This window comes from Hydrogenophaga soli (genome assembly GCF_054777695.1).
The window spans coordinates 374,114-391,859 of sequence record NZ_BAAHAK010000004.1 but is presented as its reverse complement, the minus strand read 5'-3'; the positions used below and the strand labels follow the sequence as shown (position 1 = coordinate 391,859).

General features: G+C 66.6%; 19 protein-coding genes. 3 read left to right on the top strand and 16 right to left on the bottom strand.

From position 1 onward, the window contains the following. Positions 1-62: 62 nt before the first annotated feature. From cysW to ACYVB7_RS09970, 3 genes are read right to left on the bottom strand one after another with little or no spacing between them, the layout of a single operon-like run. Complete coding sequence (gene cysW / locus ACYVB7_RS09980; protein WP_460506949.1) at positions 63-977, bottom strand: sulfate ABC transporter permease; 915 nt, start codon at positions 975-977, stop codon at positions 63-65. Continuing rightward, positions 974-1,804 (bottom strand): ABC transporter permease, encoded by an 831-nt coding sequence (gene cysT / locus ACYVB7_RS09975; RefSeq protein WP_460506947.1) that lies wholly within the window; start codon positions 1,802-1,804, stop codon positions 974-976. The genes cysW and cysT overlap by 4 nt, the downstream gene beginning before the upstream one ends. Continuing rightward, positions 1,805-2,803, bottom strand: a complete 999-nt coding sequence (locus ACYVB7_RS09970; protein WP_460506945.1) for a sulfate ABC transporter substrate-binding protein — start codon at positions 2,801-2,803, stop codon at positions 1,805-1,807. It abuts the gene before it with no gap. Positions 2,804-3,209: 406 nt separating this feature from the next. On the opposite strand from ACYVB7_RS09970, the gene ACYVB7_RS09965 reads away from it, so the two are divergent. Continuing rightward, positions 3,210-3,773 carry a hypothetical protein gene (locus tag ACYVB7_RS09965; protein ID WP_460506944.1) on the top strand — a complete coding sequence of 188 codons (564 nt, stop codon included), beginning with the start codon at positions 3,210-3,212 and terminating at the stop codon, positions 3,771-3,773. 319 nt (positions 3,774-4,092) lie between these two features. On the opposite strand, the gene ACYVB7_RS09960 is transcribed toward ACYVB7_RS09965, so the two are convergent. The 3 genes from ACYVB7_RS09960 to cysK all read right to left on the bottom strand — a co-directional run bounded on the left by ACYVB7_RS09960 (position 4,093) and on the right by cysK (position 6,684). Continuing rightward, a complete protein-coding gene (locus ACYVB7_RS09960; RefSeq protein ID WP_460506942.1) occupies positions 4,093-5,025 on the bottom strand; it encodes a Tim44 domain-containing protein in 933 nt (310 codons plus the stop codon). Between the two features lie 104 nt (positions 5,026-5,129). After that, positions 5,130-5,702 carry an RBBP9/YdeN family alpha/beta hydrolase gene (locus tag ACYVB7_RS09955; protein ID WP_460506939.1) on the bottom strand — a complete coding sequence of 191 codons (573 nt, stop codon included), beginning with the start codon at positions 5,700-5,702 and terminating at the stop codon, positions 5,130-5,132. Position 5,703: 1 nt separating this feature from the next. Beyond that, a complete protein-coding gene (cysK, locus tag ACYVB7_RS09950; protein WP_460506937.1) occupies positions 5,704-6,684 on the bottom strand; it encodes a PALP domain-containing protein in 981 nt (326 codons plus the stop codon). A gap of 212 nt (positions 6,685-6,896) precedes the next feature. On the opposite strand from cysK, the gene ACYVB7_RS09945 reads away from it, so the two are divergent. After that, positions 6,897-8,255, top strand: a complete 1,359-nt coding sequence (locus ACYVB7_RS09945) for an LLM class flavin-dependent oxidoreductase (protein ID WP_460506935.1) — start codon at positions 6,897-6,899, stop codon at positions 8,253-8,255. A 219-nt stretch (positions 8,256-8,474) separates the two neighbouring features. On the opposite strand, the gene ACYVB7_RS09940 is transcribed toward ACYVB7_RS09945, so the two are convergent. From ACYVB7_RS09940 to ACYVB7_RS09895, 10 genes are all read right to left on the bottom strand, one after another. Next, positions 8,475-8,690: a TOBE domain-containing protein gene (locus ACYVB7_RS09940; protein WP_460506933.1), complete on the bottom strand. Its 216-nt coding sequence runs from the start codon at positions 8,688-8,690 to the stop codon at positions 8,475-8,477. Between the two features lie 50 nt (positions 8,691-8,740). Next, the gene (locus tag ACYVB7_RS09935; RefSeq protein WP_460506931.1) at positions 8,741-9,568 is read right to left on the bottom strand and encodes a P-loop NTPase family protein; all 828 of its coding nucleotides are present in this window, start codon (positions 9,566-9,568) and stop codon (positions 8,741-8,743) included. A 10-nt stretch (positions 9,569-9,578) separates the two neighbouring features. Then, positions 9,579-10,520 (bottom strand): ABC transporter permease, encoded by a 942-nt coding sequence (ssuC, locus tag ACYVB7_RS09930; RefSeq protein WP_460506929.1) that lies wholly within the window; start codon positions 10,518-10,520, stop codon positions 9,579-9,581. 39 nt (positions 10,521-10,559) lie between these two features. Then, entirely contained in the window at positions 10,560-11,705 is a 1,146-nt protein-coding gene (gene ssuD / locus ACYVB7_RS09925) for an FMNH2-dependent alkanesulfonate monooxygenase (protein WP_460506927.1), read from the bottom strand. A 55-nt stretch (positions 11,706-11,760) separates the two neighbouring features. Continuing rightward, positions 11,761-12,792: a type 2 periplasmic-binding domain-containing protein gene (locus ACYVB7_RS09920; protein ID WP_460506925.1), complete on the bottom strand. Its 1,032-nt coding sequence runs from the start codon at positions 12,790-12,792 to the stop codon at positions 11,761-11,763. Between the two features lie 26 nt (positions 12,793-12,818). Continuing rightward, positions 12,819-13,790, bottom strand: coding sequence for a sulfonate ABC transporter substrate-binding protein (locus tag ACYVB7_RS09915; protein WP_460506923.1), 972 nt, complete (start codon positions 13,788-13,790; stop codon positions 12,819-12,821). A gap of 106 nt (positions 13,791-13,896) precedes the next feature. Next, a complete protein-coding gene (ssuE, locus tag ACYVB7_RS09910; RefSeq protein ID WP_460506921.1) occupies positions 13,897-14,481 on the bottom strand; it encodes an NADPH-dependent FMN reductase family protein in 585 nt (194 codons plus the stop codon). Between the two features lie 14 nt (positions 14,482-14,495). Further along, on the bottom strand, positions 14,496-15,518 hold the full coding sequence (locus ACYVB7_RS09905) for a sulfate ABC transporter substrate-binding protein (RefSeq protein WP_460506919.1): 1,023 nt from the start codon (positions 15,516-15,518) through the stop codon (positions 14,496-14,498). A gap of 109 nt (positions 15,519-15,627) precedes the next feature. After that, positions 15,628-16,536 (bottom strand): DMT family transporter, encoded by a 909-nt coding sequence (locus ACYVB7_RS09900; RefSeq protein WP_460506917.1) that lies wholly within the window; start codon positions 16,534-16,536, stop codon positions 15,628-15,630. Then, complete coding sequence (locus ACYVB7_RS09895; RefSeq protein WP_460506915.1) at positions 16,533-17,423, bottom strand: delta(1)-pyrroline-2-carboxylate reductase family protein; 891 nt, start codon at positions 17,421-17,423, stop codon at positions 16,533-16,535. The genes ACYVB7_RS09900 and ACYVB7_RS09895 overlap by 4 nt, the downstream gene beginning before the upstream one ends. A gap of 83 nt (positions 17,424-17,506) precedes the next feature. On the opposite strand from ACYVB7_RS09895, the gene ACYVB7_RS09890 reads away from it, so the two are divergent. After that, the gene (locus ACYVB7_RS09890; RefSeq protein WP_460506914.1) at positions 17,507-17,743 is read left to right on the top strand and encodes a cysteine-rich CWC family protein; all 237 of its coding nucleotides are present in this window, start codon (positions 17,507-17,509) and stop codon (positions 17,741-17,743) included. Positions 17,744-17,746: the final 3 nt, after the last annotated feature.

Genomic DNA, 17,746 nt, shown 5'->3' with positions numbered 1-17,746 from the left:
GTCACTCTCAATTCAATAGCTGCTTGCGCTTATATAAAAAGCGCTAGAGGCCAATTTCTTCATCAAACCGCAGCCCCAGCGGGCGCGGTGGAGGCGGGGGTGGAGGGCGCGGGGGCCAGGGGCTCGGGCGGCAGCTCGGCGGCGGCGTGGCGCTCGCGCTCGTGCCGCCACTCCACCCAGGTCTTCAGGGCCAGGGTGACCAGGGCCAGCAGCGCCAGCAGCGAGGCCACGGCAAAGGCGGCGACCGACTGGTACTCGTTGTACAGAATCTCCACGTGCAGCGGCATGGTGTTGGTGTGCCCGCGGATGTGGCCCGACACCACCGACACCGCCCCGAACTCACCCATGGCCCGTGCATTGCACAGGATGACGCCGTAGACCAGCCCCCACTTGATGTTGGGCAGCGTCACGTGCCAGAAAGTCTGCCAGCCGTTGGCGCCCAGCACCTGGGCGGCCTGCTCCTCGTCGCTGCCCTGGGCCTGCATCAGCGGGATCAGCTCGCGGGCAATGAAGGGAAAGGTCACGAAGATGGTGGCCAAAATGATGCCGGGCACCGCAAACACCACTTTGATGTCGTGCGCCGCCAGCCACGGCCCAAGCCAGCCTTGGGCGCCGAACACCAGCACGTAGATCAGCCCCGCCACCACCGGCGACACCGAAAACGGCAGGTCGATCAGGGTGATGAGGAAGGCCTTGCCCCGGAACTCGAACTTGGCCACGGCCCAGGCCGCCGCCACGCCAAACACCAGGTTGAGCGGCACGGCCACCGCCGCGGTGAGGAAGGTGAGGCGGATGGCCGACCATGCATCGGGCTCGCGCAGCGCCTCCCAGTACACGTCCCAGCCCTTGCGCAACGCCTCGGTGGCCACGGCGGCCAGCGGCAGCACCAGGAACAGCGCCATGAAGGTCAGCGCCAGAACAATCAGCAGCACCCGCACCCAGCGGGCCTCGGTCGTCACGATGGTGCGATGTGTCATACAGCCCCCGAACGGCGGCGCTGCCAGCCTTGCAGCGCGTTGATGACCAGCAGCAGCACGAACGACAGGCCCAGCATCACCGTGGCCACCGCCGTGGCCCCGGCGTAGTCGTACTGTTCCAGCTTGCCGATGATGATGAGCGGGGTGATTTCCGATACCAGCGGCACGTTGCCCGCAATGAAAATCACCGAGCCGTATTCACCAATGGCCCGTGCAAACGCCATGGCAAAACCCGTGACCAGCGCGGGCGCAATGGCCGGAAAAATCACGTTCACAAAGGTCTGCCAACGGGTGGCACCCAGGCAGGCGGCGGCCTCTTCCAGCTCCTTCTCGGTGTCTTCCAGCACGGGTTGCACCGTGCGCACCACAAACGGCAGGCCGATGAAGATGAGCGCAATCACCACCCCGTTGGGGTTGAACGCCAGTTGGATGCCGTGCGGCTCCAGGTACTGGCCCACCCAGCCGTTGCCCGCCAGCAGCGCGGTGAGCGAAATGCCGGCCACCGCGGTGGGCAGGGCAAAGGGCAGGTCCACCAGCGCGTCGGCCAGGCGCTTGCCCGGAAAGTCATACCGCACCAGCACCCAGGCCACCAACAGCCCGAACACCACGTTGACCAGCGCCGCCAGGAAGGACGCGCCAAAGGTCAGCCGGTACGAGGCCAGCACACGCGGCGCGGTCACCGCCTCCCAGAACTGAGGCCAGGTGAGCGAAAAGGTTTTGAACAGCAACGCCGACAGTGGGATGAGCACGATCAGCGCCAGGTAGAACAAGGTGTAGCCCAGCGTCAGGTGAAAGCCGGGCAGCACCCGTTTGGCAGAAGCGCTCATTCACTTGCCCACGGTGTAAAGCTTGTCGAACTGGCCACCGTCGTTGAAGTGCACCTTCTGCGCCTCGGCCAGCGAGCCAAAGTAGTCGGACACCGCAAACAGCTTGATGGGGCGCAGCGCCTGGCTGTACTTCTTCAGCACCGCCTCGTTGCGGGGGCGGATGTTGTGCTTGGCGGCAATTTCCTGCCCCTCGTCGCTGTACAAAAAGTCCAGGTAGGCCTTGGCCTCGGCGGCGGTGCCCTTCTTGGCCACGGTGCGCTCCACCACGGCCACCGGGTTCTCGGCCACGATGCTCACGCTGGGGTGGATGGCATCGACCTTGCCCGCGCCAAACTCCTTGTCCACCGACACCACCTCGCTCTCAAACGTGACCAGCACGTCGCCAATGTTGCGCTGCAGGAAGATGCCGGTGGCATCCCGCCCGCCGCGGGCCAGCACCGGCACGTTCTTGAACAGCTTGCCCACGAACTCGGCCGCCTGGGCGTCGGTGCCGCCCTTGCTGCGCACATAACCCCAGGCGGCCAGGTAGGCCATGCGGCCGTTGCCGCCCGTCTTGGGGTTGACCACCACCACCTGGATGCCGGGCTTGATCAGGTCGTCCCAGTCCTTGATGCCCTTGGGGTTGCCGTTGCGCACCAGAAACAGCATGGTGCTGCTGGTGGGCGCGGCGTTGTTCGGGAATTTCTGCCGCCAGTCCTTGGCCACCACACCCTTGTCGGCCAGGAAATCGACGTCGGTGGTGGTGTTCATGGTCACCACGTCGGCGTCCAACCCATCGGCCACGGCCCGCGCCTGGGCGCTGGAGCCAGCGTGCGACTGCTGCACCGCAATGTCCTTGCCCGTGGTCTTCTTGTACTGGGCCACAAAGGCGGTGTTCAGGTCCTTGTAGAACTCGCGGGCCACGTCGTAAGACACGTTGAGCAGCGAGGTCTGGGCCTGGGCCAGGCTGCCCGCCAGCAGGGCCAGGGCCACACAGGTGGAGCGGAAGGGAATGCGCATGTCGTTCTCCGGTGTTCGGGGGGATGCGGCATTCTCAAAGTCAGCCCACAAAACACAAACGACTTTATTTTTCTATTTTTATTCCACAGGGGAATATGCGGCGCTCGCATGGAGGTGGCGGCTCGGGGCAGGGGCAACAGCCAGAACCCGGGTTGGTGGACAGCCACCGTCTCGGTCTGTAGGCTGTGGTGCAGGTGGCGAACCCGTTCGCGCACCTGATCCAGCCGCTTGACGGACCGGGGAGGGCCCTGTCAGATTGCGGGATCTGCGATGCCTGCACATGCATTCAGAATTTTGCGGCACAGGTTTGATTTCAAACACTTTTTTAGAATGCCATGCCGCTTTTTTTGCGACGACAGTTGTGGGTATCCGGTGTTTGGTTGGATAAACCACAAGTTAGACCTCTATGGACGCCCTCCCTGTTTTCCTGCGCCAAGTCAGAAATCGGTCGAAAGAGCACGAACGCGCAATGCAGGTTCTGGCGCGTGAAGGACTCGCTGGTCAAATGGTCGCCGTTCTCCGCCAAGAACTCGACTCAATGGTTCGCGTCATCTACCTACTGACGCAAAACACCGAGCGACGTACTGCATTAATCGAAGCTTCTGTTCGCGGGGACAAGTGGACCCAAGCAGCCTCACGAGCTTCCGTAACCGACAAAGAAATGGTCGATCTCGCTCAAGACCTTCAAGGTTGGACACGCTCGGTTTACAAGTTTGGCTGTGCCTTCATTCATCTTTCCGGTCTCCACGATTACAACGACCGCGACCCATTGCAACAACTACCGCCACAAGAGCGAGAAGACATTCTTGAACATTGCTGTCACTACCATGGCGGTCCTATTGGTGGCGATGCAAAGTTCGCTGAACTTGTGCCGTACCTGCCAAGCGTTCTCTCAAAAATTGCAGGGAATCTTGAGTGCTACCTCGAAGACCTTGAGCAAGGCCATGTTCATGTTGCGTCCGAGGTCTAAGATGATGGCCGTCCTCGCCCCTTCATTCATTGAACGCCGTGCAATGAAGCCGCATAGCGCCAGCCGCCACGCTTGGCCATTCAAACCCCATACCAACGACCCACGATGACCCGCAATCACATCGCTCTCATTCTGTGGGCGTTTGCAGGCTGCGGAGTCGGTGCCCTTGTTGCTCAACACTCCGGCATCACGTCCTGGTCTGAAGCGAAGCTCTACCTTGCTGTAGGTGTGGCTGGAGGAATCGGCATTGGCACGATATCCACCAGGCTCTTCAAGTGAGAGGTCTAACGTCCCCTCACCCACACGGAAGCGCCGAACGTCAACCCCCCTGCTGAATCCCCGCCAGCAACCAGCCACTGTGGCCAAAGCGGGACTTGCTGAGGTGCCAGAACTCGTCCAACGGCTCGGGCACGCCCCGGTCTTCCACCACCGTGGCGGTGAAGCGCACCGTCACCACATGGCCGTTGGCATCTTCCTGCACGTCCACCACGGTGGCCTGGAGGTCGCGCACCTCGGTGGCCGCCTGGGGGCCGCGGTCGGCCACCTCGTGGCGCAGGGCGTCGTACATCTCGTCGGTGGTGCAGCGGCGGATTTCGGCCAGGTTGGCGGCGTCGTGCGCGGCCTGCAAGGCCAGGAACTGCTGGCGGGCGTTGGCTTCGAACGCGGCGGCGTCAAAGCCCTGCGGCCACACCCGGCCCGCCGTTGCGCCCCCGGCCAGGTTGGAGCCAATCAGCGAACCACCCGCACCCATGCCACCCGCCGCACCGAGCTGGCCGCGGTCATCAGTGTTGTAGCGGGTGGGCTCCACGCCTGCCCCTGCACCGGCCCCCGCCCACGCGGGTTGCGGCTGCGCCGACGCCAAACGCTTGCGCATGAACCAGCCCGCCACGGCGAGCACCGCCACGCCGATCAGGGCCAGCATCATGAAGGTGGCCAGTTCCTGCCCAAAACCCAGGTGGGAGGCCAGGGCCGCCAAACCCAGACCCGCGGCGATGCCCGCAATGGGGCCCAACCACGAGCGCTTGGGTGCCGCAGCAGCGGCAGGCGCGGCGGCGGCGTTGGCCGGTTTGGGGGCTGAAGCCACCGAGGGGTTGGACGACGGTGCGTTGGGCGTGTGTGGCTGCGTGACCGACTCACGCTGCATGCCGGTGGACCGGCCACCGCCCAGGCGTTTGGCGGCATGGGCATCGCCCACCACCAGCGCCAGCCCGAGCGTTGCGCCCAGGACCATCAGGGATAACGTTTTCAACATGGTTGGAACCTTCAGAAAGAAGTCAGAAGGTCCCGACTGTGGGTGAACAAACGCTTCGATGGAAGCGGATTTTTAATGAGGAACCATCCCTTTTTACAAGAGGCTCAAGCCGCCAGTGCTTCCTTGGTGGCCGCACCGGGAATGCCCGCCGCGCCACACTCGCTCAGCAGGCCTTGCAGCAGGCCCCAGCCCAGCGGCCAGTCGCCATGGCCGGAATCGACGTTGATGTGCCCGGCACCATGCAGCTTGACGAAATCGCTGCCCCAGGCCCGCGCATAGGCCGCGGCCAGGCGCACGGGGCAGAAGGGGTCGTTGTCGCTGGCCACCAGCAGGCTGCGGTAGGGCAGCGGCTGGTAGGGCACGGGGGCAAAGTCGGCCAGTTGGCCCCGCCGCTCGGGGTCCGCCGGGGCCACCAGCAGGGCGGCCCGCACATGGGCGGCGGCTTCGGGCGGCAGCTCCACGCTGGCAATGCAGCCCAGGCTGTGGGCCACCAGCACCACGGGCTGCGGTGACGACAGGATGGTGTCCGCCAGCCGCGCCACCCAGGCGCGGCGGGTGGGGGTGATCCAATCGTCCTGCTCCACACGCTGGGCGTTGGGCAGGCGGGACGCCCACAGGCTTTGCCAGTGGCGGGGGCCGGAGTTGCGCCAGCCAGGAACGATGATCACGCGGGGCATGTCAGGCAGCCAAGCCGGTGGCCCCGTCAAACACCCCTTCGAACAGCACCGAGCTGAGGTAACGCTCGCCCGAGTCAGGCAGGATGACCACGATGGTCTTGCCCGCGTTTTCGGGCTTGTGCGCCCAGCGCACCGCTGCGGCTGCGGCTGCCCCGCAGGAGATGCCGGACAAAATGCCCTCTTCCCGCGCCAGGCGGCGGGCGAACAGCACCGCGTCGTCGTTGCTCACCTGCTCGATGGCGTCCACCAGCGACAGGTCCAGCACGTCGGGCACAAAGCCGGCACCAATGCCTTGGATTTTGTGGGGGCCGGGTTTCACTTCTTCGCCATTGCGCGTCTGTGTCAGCACCGGGCTGGCCGCGGGCTCCACCGCCACCGAGGTGATGGCCTTGCCCTTGGCCTTCTTGATGAAGCGCGAAATGCCGGTGATGGTGCCGCCCGTGCCCACGCCGGACACCAGGATGTCGATGCCACCGTCGGTGTCTTCCCAGATTTCGGGGCCGGTGGTGGCCTCGTGGATGGCGGGGTTGGCCGGGTTCTTGAACTGTTGCAGCAGCACGTACTTGGCGGGGTCGCTGGCGGCAATTTCCTCGGCCTTGGCAATGGCCCCCTTCATGCCCTTGGCCCCTTCGGTCAGCACCAGCTTGGCACCGTAGGCCAGCAGCAGCTTGCGCCGCTCGATGCTCATGGTGTCGGGCATGGTGAGGGTGATGGGAATGCCCCGCGACGCGGCCACAAACGCCAGCGCAATGCCGGTGTTGCCGCTGGTGGGCTCCACGATTTCCTTGCCCGGGCCGAGCACGCCGCGCTTTTCGGCGTCCCACACCAGGGCGGCGCCAATGCGGCACTTGACCGAGTAGGCGGGGTTGCGGCCTTCGATCTTGGCCAGGACGGTGGCCGCGGCCCCGTCGGTGATGCGGTTGAGCTTGACCAGCGGGGTGCGGCCAATGGACAGCGAGTTGTCGTCGAAGTAGCGGGTCATGGGGAATCGCTCCAATGCGTGGGTGTTTATGCGGTGGACTGTAGGACCACACGCCCCCAGTGCCAACGAATAAAAAATTGGAACCTTAGAACGCACAAACATATAGAACCCCCGGCATTTTCCGCAGATGCATATGCAAAAGGCATCGTTCACGCGCCCTCGGCCCGTGCCTAGAGTGGGACGCCTGTTCCACACCGTTGAGGAGTTTTCCCATGAGCCGACAACTTCGCCTGGGGGCGTTTCTGCCCGGCGCAGGCCAACACATTGCCGCGTGGCGGCACCCCGGGTCCAACGCCTTCGGGCCGCTGAACTTCGAGCACTACAAACGCCTGGCCCAGACCGCCGAGCGCGGGTTGTTCGACGCCTTCTTCCTGGCCGACGGCCTTGGCGTGAACTTCAGCGGCGTCATCGGTTCGGGCTCCAGCGCCAAGGCGGTGGACTTCGAGCCGGTCACGCTGTTTTCGGCGCTGTCCACGGTGACCCGCCGCATCGGTTTCATTGCCACGGCCTCCACCACCTACGAAGAGCCCTACAACCTGGCGCGCAAGTTCGCCTCGCTGGACGCGCTGAGCGACGGGCGTGCGGGCTGGAACGTGGTCACCACCATCGGGGACGAAACCGCCAAGAACTACGGCTTTGAGCAGCAACTGGCCGCCACCGACCGTTACGAACGCGCCAACGAGTTCGTGGACACCGTGACCGCCTTGTGGGACAGCTGGGAAGACGACGCCTTTGTGCGCGACACCGCCAGCGGGCGCTATTTCGACCCCGCCAAGGTGCACCCCCCGCGCCACCAGGGCAAACACTTTGCGGTGGCCGGGGCGCTCAACGTCTCTCGCTCGCGCCAGGGCCACCCGGTGGTGGTGCAGGCCGGTCAGTCCGAACCCGGGCTGGAGCTGGCCGCCCGCACCGCCGAGGTGGTGTTCACCGCCCAGCAAAGCCTGGAAGACGCCCAGGCCTTCTACAAGAACCTGAAAGGGCGGCTGGCCAAGTACGGCCGCTCGCCCGACGAGCTGAAGATCATGCCCGGCGTGTCGGTCTACGTGGGCCGCACCGAGGAAGAAGCCCGCGCCAAGTTGCAAGAACTGAACGACCTGATCGCCCCCGAAGACGGCCTGGACCTGCTGGCCCGCCTGTCGGGCGGCGTGGACCTGTCGGGTCACCCGCTGGACGGCCCCCTGCCCGAACTGCCCCGCACCGAGGGCTGGGTGAGCCGCCAGCAGATGATGAGCGACATCGCCAAGAAGCACGGCTTCAGCATCCGCCAGCTCTACCAATGGGTGGCCACCGCCCGTGGCCATTGGACGCTGGTGGGCACCCCCACCCAGATTGCCGACCAGTTGCAGCTGTGGTTTGACAACGGTGCCGCCGACGGCTTCAACGTGCTGCCCCCGGTGCTGCCCGCCAGCCTGGACGAGTTTGTGGACCTGGTCATCCCCGAGCTGCAACGCCGCGGCCTGTTTCGCACCGCCTACACCGGCACCACGCTGCGCGAACACCTGGGGCTGGCCCGCCCGGAAAACCGCCACACCTTGCAACGCCAGGCGCAAGAACAGCAGCGGGCCGCCTGAGGCGGACGGGCAGGCCCTTCAAGCGGGCAGCCCCTTCAGGCCAGGGGCTGCAAGGCCCTCAACACCTCGTCGCGTGTGAGCGACGGGGCTTTTTTGTTGCCACGTCCCCCGCGGAACAACGGCAAGGCCGCAGTGCACCATGCACGGCGGCCCCAAACTCAAGCAATCAAATCGATAGCACTTACATCAAACAATGAAAGCGCTAGTTGCCATTTTTTCTCACAACTTGGCAATGGACACCTCGGTGGACTTGACCAGGGCCACCACCTCGGAGCCCACCTGCAGGCCCAGGTCGTTGACCGAGCGGGTGGTGATGACCGAGGTGACGACGCCCCAGGGCGTCTCGACATCGACCTCGGACACCACGTCGCCGCGGATGATTTCTTTGACCTTGCCTTTGAACTGGTTGCGCACGTTGATGGCTTGGATGGACATGGTGTTTCTCCTTGAAACGAGGGGTTGAAAATCGGGTGGATGCGGGAAAGTCAGACGGCCCAGCGCAGGCCGTGGGCGGGCACGCCCCAATGCGGGTCGGGCGGGTCGGCCACGTCGTCGGTGCCGGGGCGTTGCAGCACCCGGTCCAGAATGCGTTTTTCCAGCGCAGCAAAGGCGGCGTCGCCGTGGGCACGGGGGCGGGGCAGGTCCACCACCTGGTCGAGCGCAATGCGCCCGTCTTCGATGAGGATCACGCGGTCGGCCAGGGCCACCGCCTCTTGCACGTCGTGCGTGACCAGCAGCGCGGTGAAGCCGCTGGCGCGCCACAGCCCTTCGATGAGGCGGTGCATCTCGATGCGGGTGAGCGCATCCAGTGCGCCCAGGGGTTCGTCCAACAGCAGCAGGCGGGGCTGGTGCACCAGGGCACGGGCCAGGGCCACACGCTGGCGCTGGCCGCCCGACAGGCGGGCAGGCCACTCGGGGCCGCGGTCGCCCAGGCCCACGCGGCTGAGCACATCCAACGCGGCCTGCCGTTGCGCAGGTTTCAACCCCAGCGCCACGTTGTCCAGCACCCGTTTCCAGGGCAGCAGGCGCGAGTCCTGGAACATGATGCGTGTCTGGCCCGACAGGCCCTGGATGCGCTGGCCATCGGCCTCGATGTGGCCACTGGTGGCCTCTTCCAGCCCGGCCACCAGGCGCAGCAGCGTGCTTTTGCCGCAGCCGCTGCGGCCCACGATGGCCACAAACTGGCCCGGTTCAATGGTCAGCTCGGTGTCGCGCAACACGTCGCGGCGACCGTAGCGCTTGCCCAGGCCGCGCAGCACCAGGCGCACGCCGCCCGCGGCGGTGGGGGTGGGGTTGTTCACGGGGGTGTTCATGGGGTGCCTCTCAGGACTTCTGGGCGTTGGTGCCCTGGTAACCGGGGTGCCAGCGCAGCCAGTGCCGCTCCAGCGCCTTGGCGAACACGTCGGCCAGCTTGCCCAACGCGGCGTACAGCAGGATGCCCACCAGCACCACGTCGGTCTGCAAAAACTCGCGGGCGTTCATGGTCAGGTAGCCAATGCCGGCCTGGGCCGAAATGGTCTCGGCCACGATCAGAATCACCCACATCAGCCCCAGCGAGAACCGCAGCCCCACCAGGATGGACGACAGCGCACCGGGCAGCACGATCTGGGTGTACAGCTGCCAGCGGTCCAGGCCGTAGGTGCGGCCCATTTCCACCAGCCCGGGGTCCACGTTGCGGATGCCGTGGAAGGTGTTGAGGTAGATGGGGAAGAACACCGACACGGCGATGAGGAACAGCTTGGCCTCTTCCTCGATGCCGAACCACAGGATCACCAGCGGAATGAGCGCCAGCGCCGGGATGTTGCGCACCATCTGCACGCTGGAGTCCAGCAGCGTTTCGGCCAGCTTGCTGGAGCCGGTCAGCAAACCCAGCACCAGCCCCAGGCCGCCACCGATGGCCAGGCCGGTCAAGGCCCGCCAGGCGCTGACCTTCACGTGTGTCCACAACTCACCGCTGCTGGACAGGGCCCAGAACGCTTCCACCACCTGCCAGGGCGAGGGCAGCACCCGGGTGGACAGCCAGCCCAGGCTGGACGCGGCCTGCCACACCACCAGCAGCAGCACCGGCACCAACCAGGGCAGCACACGCTGCACCGCGGCCCGCCACCAGCGGCCCCAGGCCAGCCAGACGGCGGACGGGGTGGCCGACGCGAACGACTCGGACAAGGTGGACGGCCCGGCCGACCAGGCGAGGCCGGAGGACAGCTCGGGGCTGAGGTCGGCCACCGCGGCCGCGGGGGGAGAGGAAGAAAGGCTTGAACGCATGGAAGGGCTCCTGGGGTGGCGGGGTCAGCTGTTGGCGGGTCAACTCTGAGCGGCCTGCCGGGCGGGCACCAGGGTGTTGCCCACCACCTCGCCAAAGGGGCTGACCAGGTTGGGCTGCTCGGTGGTGCCGGGGGCCTGCACGCCGATGTGCGGGAACACCAGCTCGGCAAAGCGGTAGGCTTCCTCCAGGTGGGGGTAGCCCGAGAGCACGAAGGTGTCGGCCCCCAGGTCCTGGTATTCCTTGAGGCGGCGGGCGATGGTTTCGCCATCCCCCACCAGGGCGGTGCCTGCACCGCCGCGGGCCAGGCCCACCCCGGCCCACAGGTTGGGGCTGATTTCGAGCTTGGAGCGGTTGCCCCCGTGCAGGGCGCGCATGCGGCGTTGCCCCTCCGAGTCCATGCGGGCAAAAGCCGCCTGGGCCTTGGCCACGGTGTCGTCGTCCAGGTACTTGATGAGGTCGTCCGCCGCGGCCCAGGCCTGGTCGTTGGTTTCGCGGGGGATGACGTGCAGCCGCACCCCGAACTTGACCTTGCGGCCCAGCGCTTCGGCGCGTTTGCGCACGTCGTTGAACTTCTTTTCCACCTCGGCGGGCGGTTCGCCCCAGGTCAGGTACAGCTCCACCTTTTCGGCGGCCAGGTCGTGCGCGGCGTCGGACGAGCCACCGAAGTACAGCGGCGGGTGCGGACGCTGCACCGGCGGGAACAGCTGCTTGGCCCCTTTGACGTGGATGTGCTTGCCCTCGTAGGTCACCTCCTCGCCCGCCAGCAGGCGGGTCCACACGTCCAGGAACTCGCGGGCGTGTTCGTAACGTTCGTCGTGGCTCAGGAAGGTGCCGTCGGCCTCCAGGTCGCCCGCGTCACCACCGGCCACCACGTTGACCAGCAGGCGGCCTTCGCTCAGGCGGTCCAGCGTGGCGGCCTGGCGGGCCGACACCGTGGGGGAAATGGTGCTGGGCCGCAACGCCACCAAAAACTTGAGCCGTTTCGTGACGGGGATGAGGCTGGAGGCGACGATCCACGAGTCCTCGCACGAGCGCCCGGTGGGGATCAACACGCCGCCATAACCCAGCCGGTCGGCGGCCTGGGCAATTTGTTGGAGGTAGTGGTGGTCCACCGCACGCGAGCGGTGGGCGGTGCCCAGGTGGTGGCCGTCGCCGTGGATGGGCAGGAACCAGAAAATGTTCATCATTTACTCCTGAATTAATAGCTGCTTGCGCTTTTTGAATAAGCGCTAGATGGGTTTATTTCTTCAAACTTCCGCGCCACACCGCCTCACTCACCTTCACCGGTTTGGGGATGAGGTTGAGCCGGGCAAAGGCATCGGCCACGCGCTGCTGGTCGGCCTCCGTGGCGGGCTGGAGCGCGAGCACCGGCGACGCCGGGCGGCGCTGCAAAAACAGGCTGACCACCCCGGCGTCCAGCCCCGCAAAGTCGGCAATCAGCCTGATGGCGGCGGGGCGCTGCTGCTGCACAAAGCGGTCGGCCAACGTCAGTTCGTCGAACAGGGCATCCAGCACCGCGGGGTGCTGGGTCACCAGGGCACGGGAGGCCAGGTAGAAGGAGTTGTTGCCCGACAGGCCCTCACCCGTGGTCAGCACCCGGGTGGGCAGGGCCAGCTCGGTCACGGCGTAGAACGGGTCCCAGATGGCCCAGGCGTCCACGCTGCCGCGCTCGAAGGCGGCACGGGCATCGGCAGGCGCCAGGTACACGGGCTGGATGTCGGCCCACGCCAACCCGGCCTTTTCCACCGCCCGCACCAGCAGAAAGTGCGCACTGGAGCCCTTTTGCAAGGCCACCTTGCGGCCCTTGAGGTCGGCCACGGTCTGCACTGGTGAGTCCTTCAGCACCAGGATGGCCGAGCTTTTGGGTTTGGGGGGTTCGGCCCCCACGTACAGCAGGTCCTTGCCCGCGGCCTGGGCGAACACCGGGGGCGAGTCGCCCGTCAGCCCGAACTCCAGGCTGCCGGTGGCCAGGGCCTCCAGCAGCTGCGGCCCGGCGGGAAACTCCAACCAGGTGATCTTGGCCTCGGGGTAGCGTTTTTCCAGCGCCCGCGTCTGCTTGACCACCACCAGGTTGACCGCCGCCTTCTGGTAGCCAATGCGCAACAGCTTGAGCGGCTGCGCATCGGTCACCGGAGCCTGGGCCTGGGCCCATGCGTCGCGCATCACCACCGGCCCGGCCAGACACCACTGGGCCGCCGTGAGCGCCATCAGGCGCAGGGTCTGGCGGCGGTGGTTGGGGTGCGGGGCGGGCTGGGGCGTGGGGTGGTTCATGGCGGACTCCGTGAGGCCAAGGGCCTTCAGTTCAGGTTGACCGGCGCGGCGTGGCGCAGGTTGAGCGGCTTGGGAATGAGCTTGAGCTGGTAGAAGGTGTCGGCAATGGCCTGCTGCTCGGCCAGGATGTCGCCGTTGACCGGCACCAGGCCGTGGTCGGTGCGCTGGAGGAAGGACTCGGTGACCGACACGTCCAAGCCCAGCACCTTGGACAGCTCCTGCGCAGCCTCGCGCGGGTTCTTGGCAATCCAGGTGTCCACGGCCTTGATTTCCTCCAGGGCCACCTTCAGCACGTCGGTGTGGCGGGTGGCGAAATCGCGCGAGGTGAAGTAGTACGCCCGGTTGTTGGCCACGCCGCTGGCGTCGGCCAGCACGCGGGCGTCCAGCGACTTTTCGGCAGCGGACAGGAAGGGTTCCCAGATCAGCCAGGCGTCCACCGAGCCCTTCTGGAACGCCGCCCGGGCGTCGGGCGGGGGCAAAAAGACGGACTGCACGTCGCTGTACTTCAGGCCGTGTTTCTCCAGCAGCTTGACCAGGAAGTACTGCACGTTGGAGCCCTTGTTGTAGGCCACCTTCTTGCCCTTGAGGTCGGCCACCGACCGGATGGGCGAGTCCTTGGGCACCAGCAGGGCTTCCAGCCGAGGGCGGGGCACGGTGGCCCCGGCGTACACCAGCGGCGCGCCCGCGGCCTGGGCGAAGATGGGCGGGGCTTCGCCCACGTCGCCAAAGTCGATGGAGCCCACGTTCAGCGCCTCCAGCTGCACCGGCCCGGCCACAAACTCGGTCCAGGTGACGTTGACGCCCAGCGGGGTGAGGCGTTTTTCCAGGGTGCCCCGGTTCTTCAGGATGGACAGCCAACCCTTCTGGTAACCGATGCGCAAGGTGCGGGTGGTTGACTGCGCCGCGGTCTGGGCTTGTGCGGTGGCGGGCAGCAGCGACGAGGCAGCGGCCCCGGCAACGAAGGTGGACACAAAGTGGCGGCGGCTCCAGGCGGTCATGTTCAGGTTCTCCAATCGAGACAAATCAGGTGAATTCGGGCAAGGCCTCCCCCGGCCGGGTTGCACGGCACTTCAGTGGGGAAGGGGTCAGGGGGTGGTGGTGCGGTCAGACGCTGCAGCGCACCTGACCAAAGGGAATGGGCGCAAACCCCGGGGTGATGGGTTGCCGCAAGCCCTGGGTGGCCACCAGGTGGGCGGCTTCGTCCAGGCGGCGGGACACGTCCTCGTCAAAGTCGTACCCACCTTCGGCGTTGCGGGGCAGCTGTTTTTCGCTGGCGTACACCCCGGGCAGGATGTGCAGCGCCCCCAGCGACTGCAGCACCGGGCGCAGCGCATAGTCCAGCGCCAGCATGTGGTGCGGGCTGCCGCCGGTGGCCAGGGGCAGCACCGTCTTGCCCTTGAAGGCGTCTTGCGGCAACACGTCCAGAAACACCTTGAGTGCGCCGCTGTAGGCGGCCTTGTACACAGGGGTGCCCACCACAATCACCTCGGCCCGCTCCACCTGCAAGGCGGCTTTGATGATGGCGGTGTTCCCCGCGTCAGCCAGCAGCAGCGCCTGCGGGGGTAGGGAACGCACGCTGAGGCGGTCCACAAAGGTCTGGCGCGGGTTCAGGCGCTGGGCAATGCCTTCGGCCAGCGCCACCGAGCGGGATTGGTCGGACGGGCTGCCGTGGATGAGCAGGACGGACATGATGGTTTCTCCCTTCACTTCTTGGTGTAGATCTGGTCAAAGCTGCCACCGTCGGCAAAGTGCACCTTGGTGGCCTGCGTCCAGCCGCCAAACGCCTCGTCGATCTTGAACAGGTTCAACTTGGGAAACTGCTTGGCGTACTTGGCCTGCGCCTTGGGCGATGTGGGGCGGTAGAAGTTCTTGCCCGCAATGTCCTGGCCCTCGTCGCTGTACAGGTACTCCAGGTAGGCGGTGGCCACGGCCCGTGTGCCCTTCTTGTCCACGTTCTTGTCCACCACCGTCACCGCCGGTTCGGCCAGGATGGAGATGGAGGGGTAGACCACGTCGAACTTGGAGCCGAATTCCTTTTCCAGCAGGTAGGCTTCGTTTTCCCAGGCGATGAGCACATCGCCCTGGTTGCGCTGGGCAAAGGTGATGGTGGAGCCCCGGGCCCCGGTGTCGAGCACGGGCACGTTGGCGTAGAGCTTGGCCACAAACTCCTTGGCCTTGGCGTCCCCGCCGTATTTGCGTTTGGCAAATTCCCAGGCGGCCAGGTAGTTCCAGCGCGCACCGCCCGAGGTCTTGGGGTTGGGGGTGATGACCTTCACGTCGGCGCGGATGAGGTCGTCCCAGTCCTTGATGTTCTTGGGGTTGCCTTCGCGCACCGCCAGGATGATGGTGGAGGCGTAGGGCGTGCTGTTGAGCGGCAGGCGTTTTTGCCAGTCCTTGGGGATCCAGCCGCCGTGCTCGTTCAGGGCGTCGGTGTCACCGGCCAGGGCCAGGGTGGCCACATCGGCTTCCAGGCCGTCGATGATGGAGCGGGCCTGCTTGCCCGAGCCGCCGTGGCTTTGCTTGATGCTGACGTCCTGCCCGGTCTTGGCCTTCCAGTGCTTGGCAAAGGCGGCGTTGAACTCGACGTAGAGCTCGCGGGTGGGGTCGTAGGAGACGTTGAGCAGCTCGACCTTGTTTTGCGCCCAGGCCATGCAGGACGCAGCCACCAGGGTCAGGGCACCCAGGGTGCGGAGGGCTTGGCGCAGGGCGTGGCGGCGGGGGGTCATGAAGCGTTCCTTTCGATGGGTGAGGCAGATGGCCCGCATCATCGAAACAAAGCTTCAGATTGGGAACGAATTAGATTTCAGTTGTTTATACCGAAAACATCTATATCTCTCAATCCAACGACTCAGGCACCGCGGGCGGGGCGCTGACGGCCCGCACCAGCACCACCCCACCAGCCACCACCAGGGCGGCGCCGGCCCAGGTCCAGCCGTCGGGCCACACCTGCCACAGCACCGCGTCGAACAGCACGCCCCAGGCCAGGGCCGAGTATTCGAAGGGGGCCACCACGGCGGCGTCGCCATGGCGGAAGGCTTCCACAATGCAAATCTGCCCTGCCATGCCGGTGACCGCCAGCAACACCAGCCAGGGCGCATGGGCCCACAACACCGGCTGCCAGTCCGGCAGGGCCAGGGCCAGCGCACCGATGGACAGGAAGGTGGTGGTCCAGAACACCAGCGAGGCCGAGCTGTCGGTGCGCGACAGCACCCGCCCCGCCACCGCGGCCACGGCATACCCCGCGGCGGCGGCCAGCACCGCCAGCGAGGCGCTGGAGCGCCACAGGTCGTCCCAGAAACCGGCCCCGGGCCGCAGGGCCACCCACACGCCGCCAAAGCCCAGCACCACCGCCCACACGCTGGCGCGGGGCACTTTTTCGCCCAGCACCGGTCCCGACAGCAGGGTGACCAGCACCGGCGCAATGAAAAACAGCACGTAGGCCGAGGTGAGCGACAGCGTTTGCACCGCGTGCGAAAACAGGGTGATCATGCCCACCGTCAAGCCGCCGCGCAGCAGGTGCAAGGGCCAGCGCACCCGCCACAGGGTGTGCCCCTGGCGCTGCCACAGCACATGGGCCAGCACCAAGGGCCAGGCGGTCAGGCCACGCAGGGCCGCCACCTGCAAAGGCGCGTAGTGGGCCGACAGGGTCTTGAGGGACGTGTCCATCAACGAGAAACACCCCATGGCCAGCAGCATGGCCACGATGCCGCGGCGGGTGATTTCGGCGTGGCTCCCGGCGCTCATGCCCGGCCCTCCACCACCAGCCGCGCCGCGGCCAGGTCCCACCCGGCCCAGCCGCAGCTTTTGAACAGCACAGGACCAGGGATGTGCGGCACGCCGCCTTGAACCACCTCGCGCAGCGTGGGGAAGGTGGCGGGGTCCAACCCGGCCTGGAGAAGGTCTCCGGCCTCGTGGTGGGCCAGGTCGGTGTCCACCACCACCCGGCCCTGGGCGGCCATGTGGCGGCAGAGCTCAGGGGCCAGTTCCACCATGGTGGGGGTGAAGGCCCCCACCGCAGCCACAAAGTGCTGCGGGCCGGGCAAGGCCGACAGCACCACGCCCTGGGCCGGGGTGCAGGTGACCACCAGCGGGCAATCGGGCAGCGCGGCGTTGGGGTCGGGCACCACACGGGCGTCCAGCCCCAGGGCGTGGGCATGGTCCACCAGCGCCTGGGCACTGCGGGCGCTGCGCGAGGCCACCCACACCTCGCGGGTGCCCAGGCCCGCGGCAAACGCCTCCAGGTGGGCACGCCCCTGCACACCGGCCCCCACCACCAACAGGCGGCCTTGGGGCTGGGGTGCCAGACGCTGCGCCGCCAGCAGCGACACCGCCGCGGTGCGGCGGGCCGTGACGGTGGGGCCGTCCAGCACCGCCACGCGTTGACCGGTGGCCACGTCAAACACCAGCACATCGCCCTGGATGGTGGGCAGGCCCCGCTCGGCGTTGCCAGGGGTGAAGGTGATGAGTTTGGTCATGGCCACACGGGCGTCGTGCGCGGGCATCACAAACAGGGTGCCGCCTCCGGGCAGGGGCTGCACCAGGCGCGGGGGCACCGCCACCGCAGGGTCGGTCAACACGGCGGCGATGGCCCGGGCCAAGGCGGGGTACGGCAGGAGGAGAGCGGTGGTCATCTGCCCCGATTCTCGCCAGGGAATGCCGCGGACGCGGCACTTGGCGGCATTGGCTCCATGCTGCGGGCGTAAACTGGTGCGCTGTGTCCGCCCAGCCCTCTGCCCCACCCGACCTCGACCCCAGCCGTTGCCCGCTGTGCGGCGGCCCCAACGGTTGCGCCCTGTGCCCGGGCGAACCGCGTGCCCGCGGCGAGGGCAGCCCGCCGTGCTGGTGCACCCAGGCGCACTTTCCCGCCAGCCTGCTGGCGCAGGTGCCCGCCCACGCGCAACGCAAGGCCTGCATTTGTGCCCGCTGCGTGGCCGCCCACCCCCATCCCTGAACG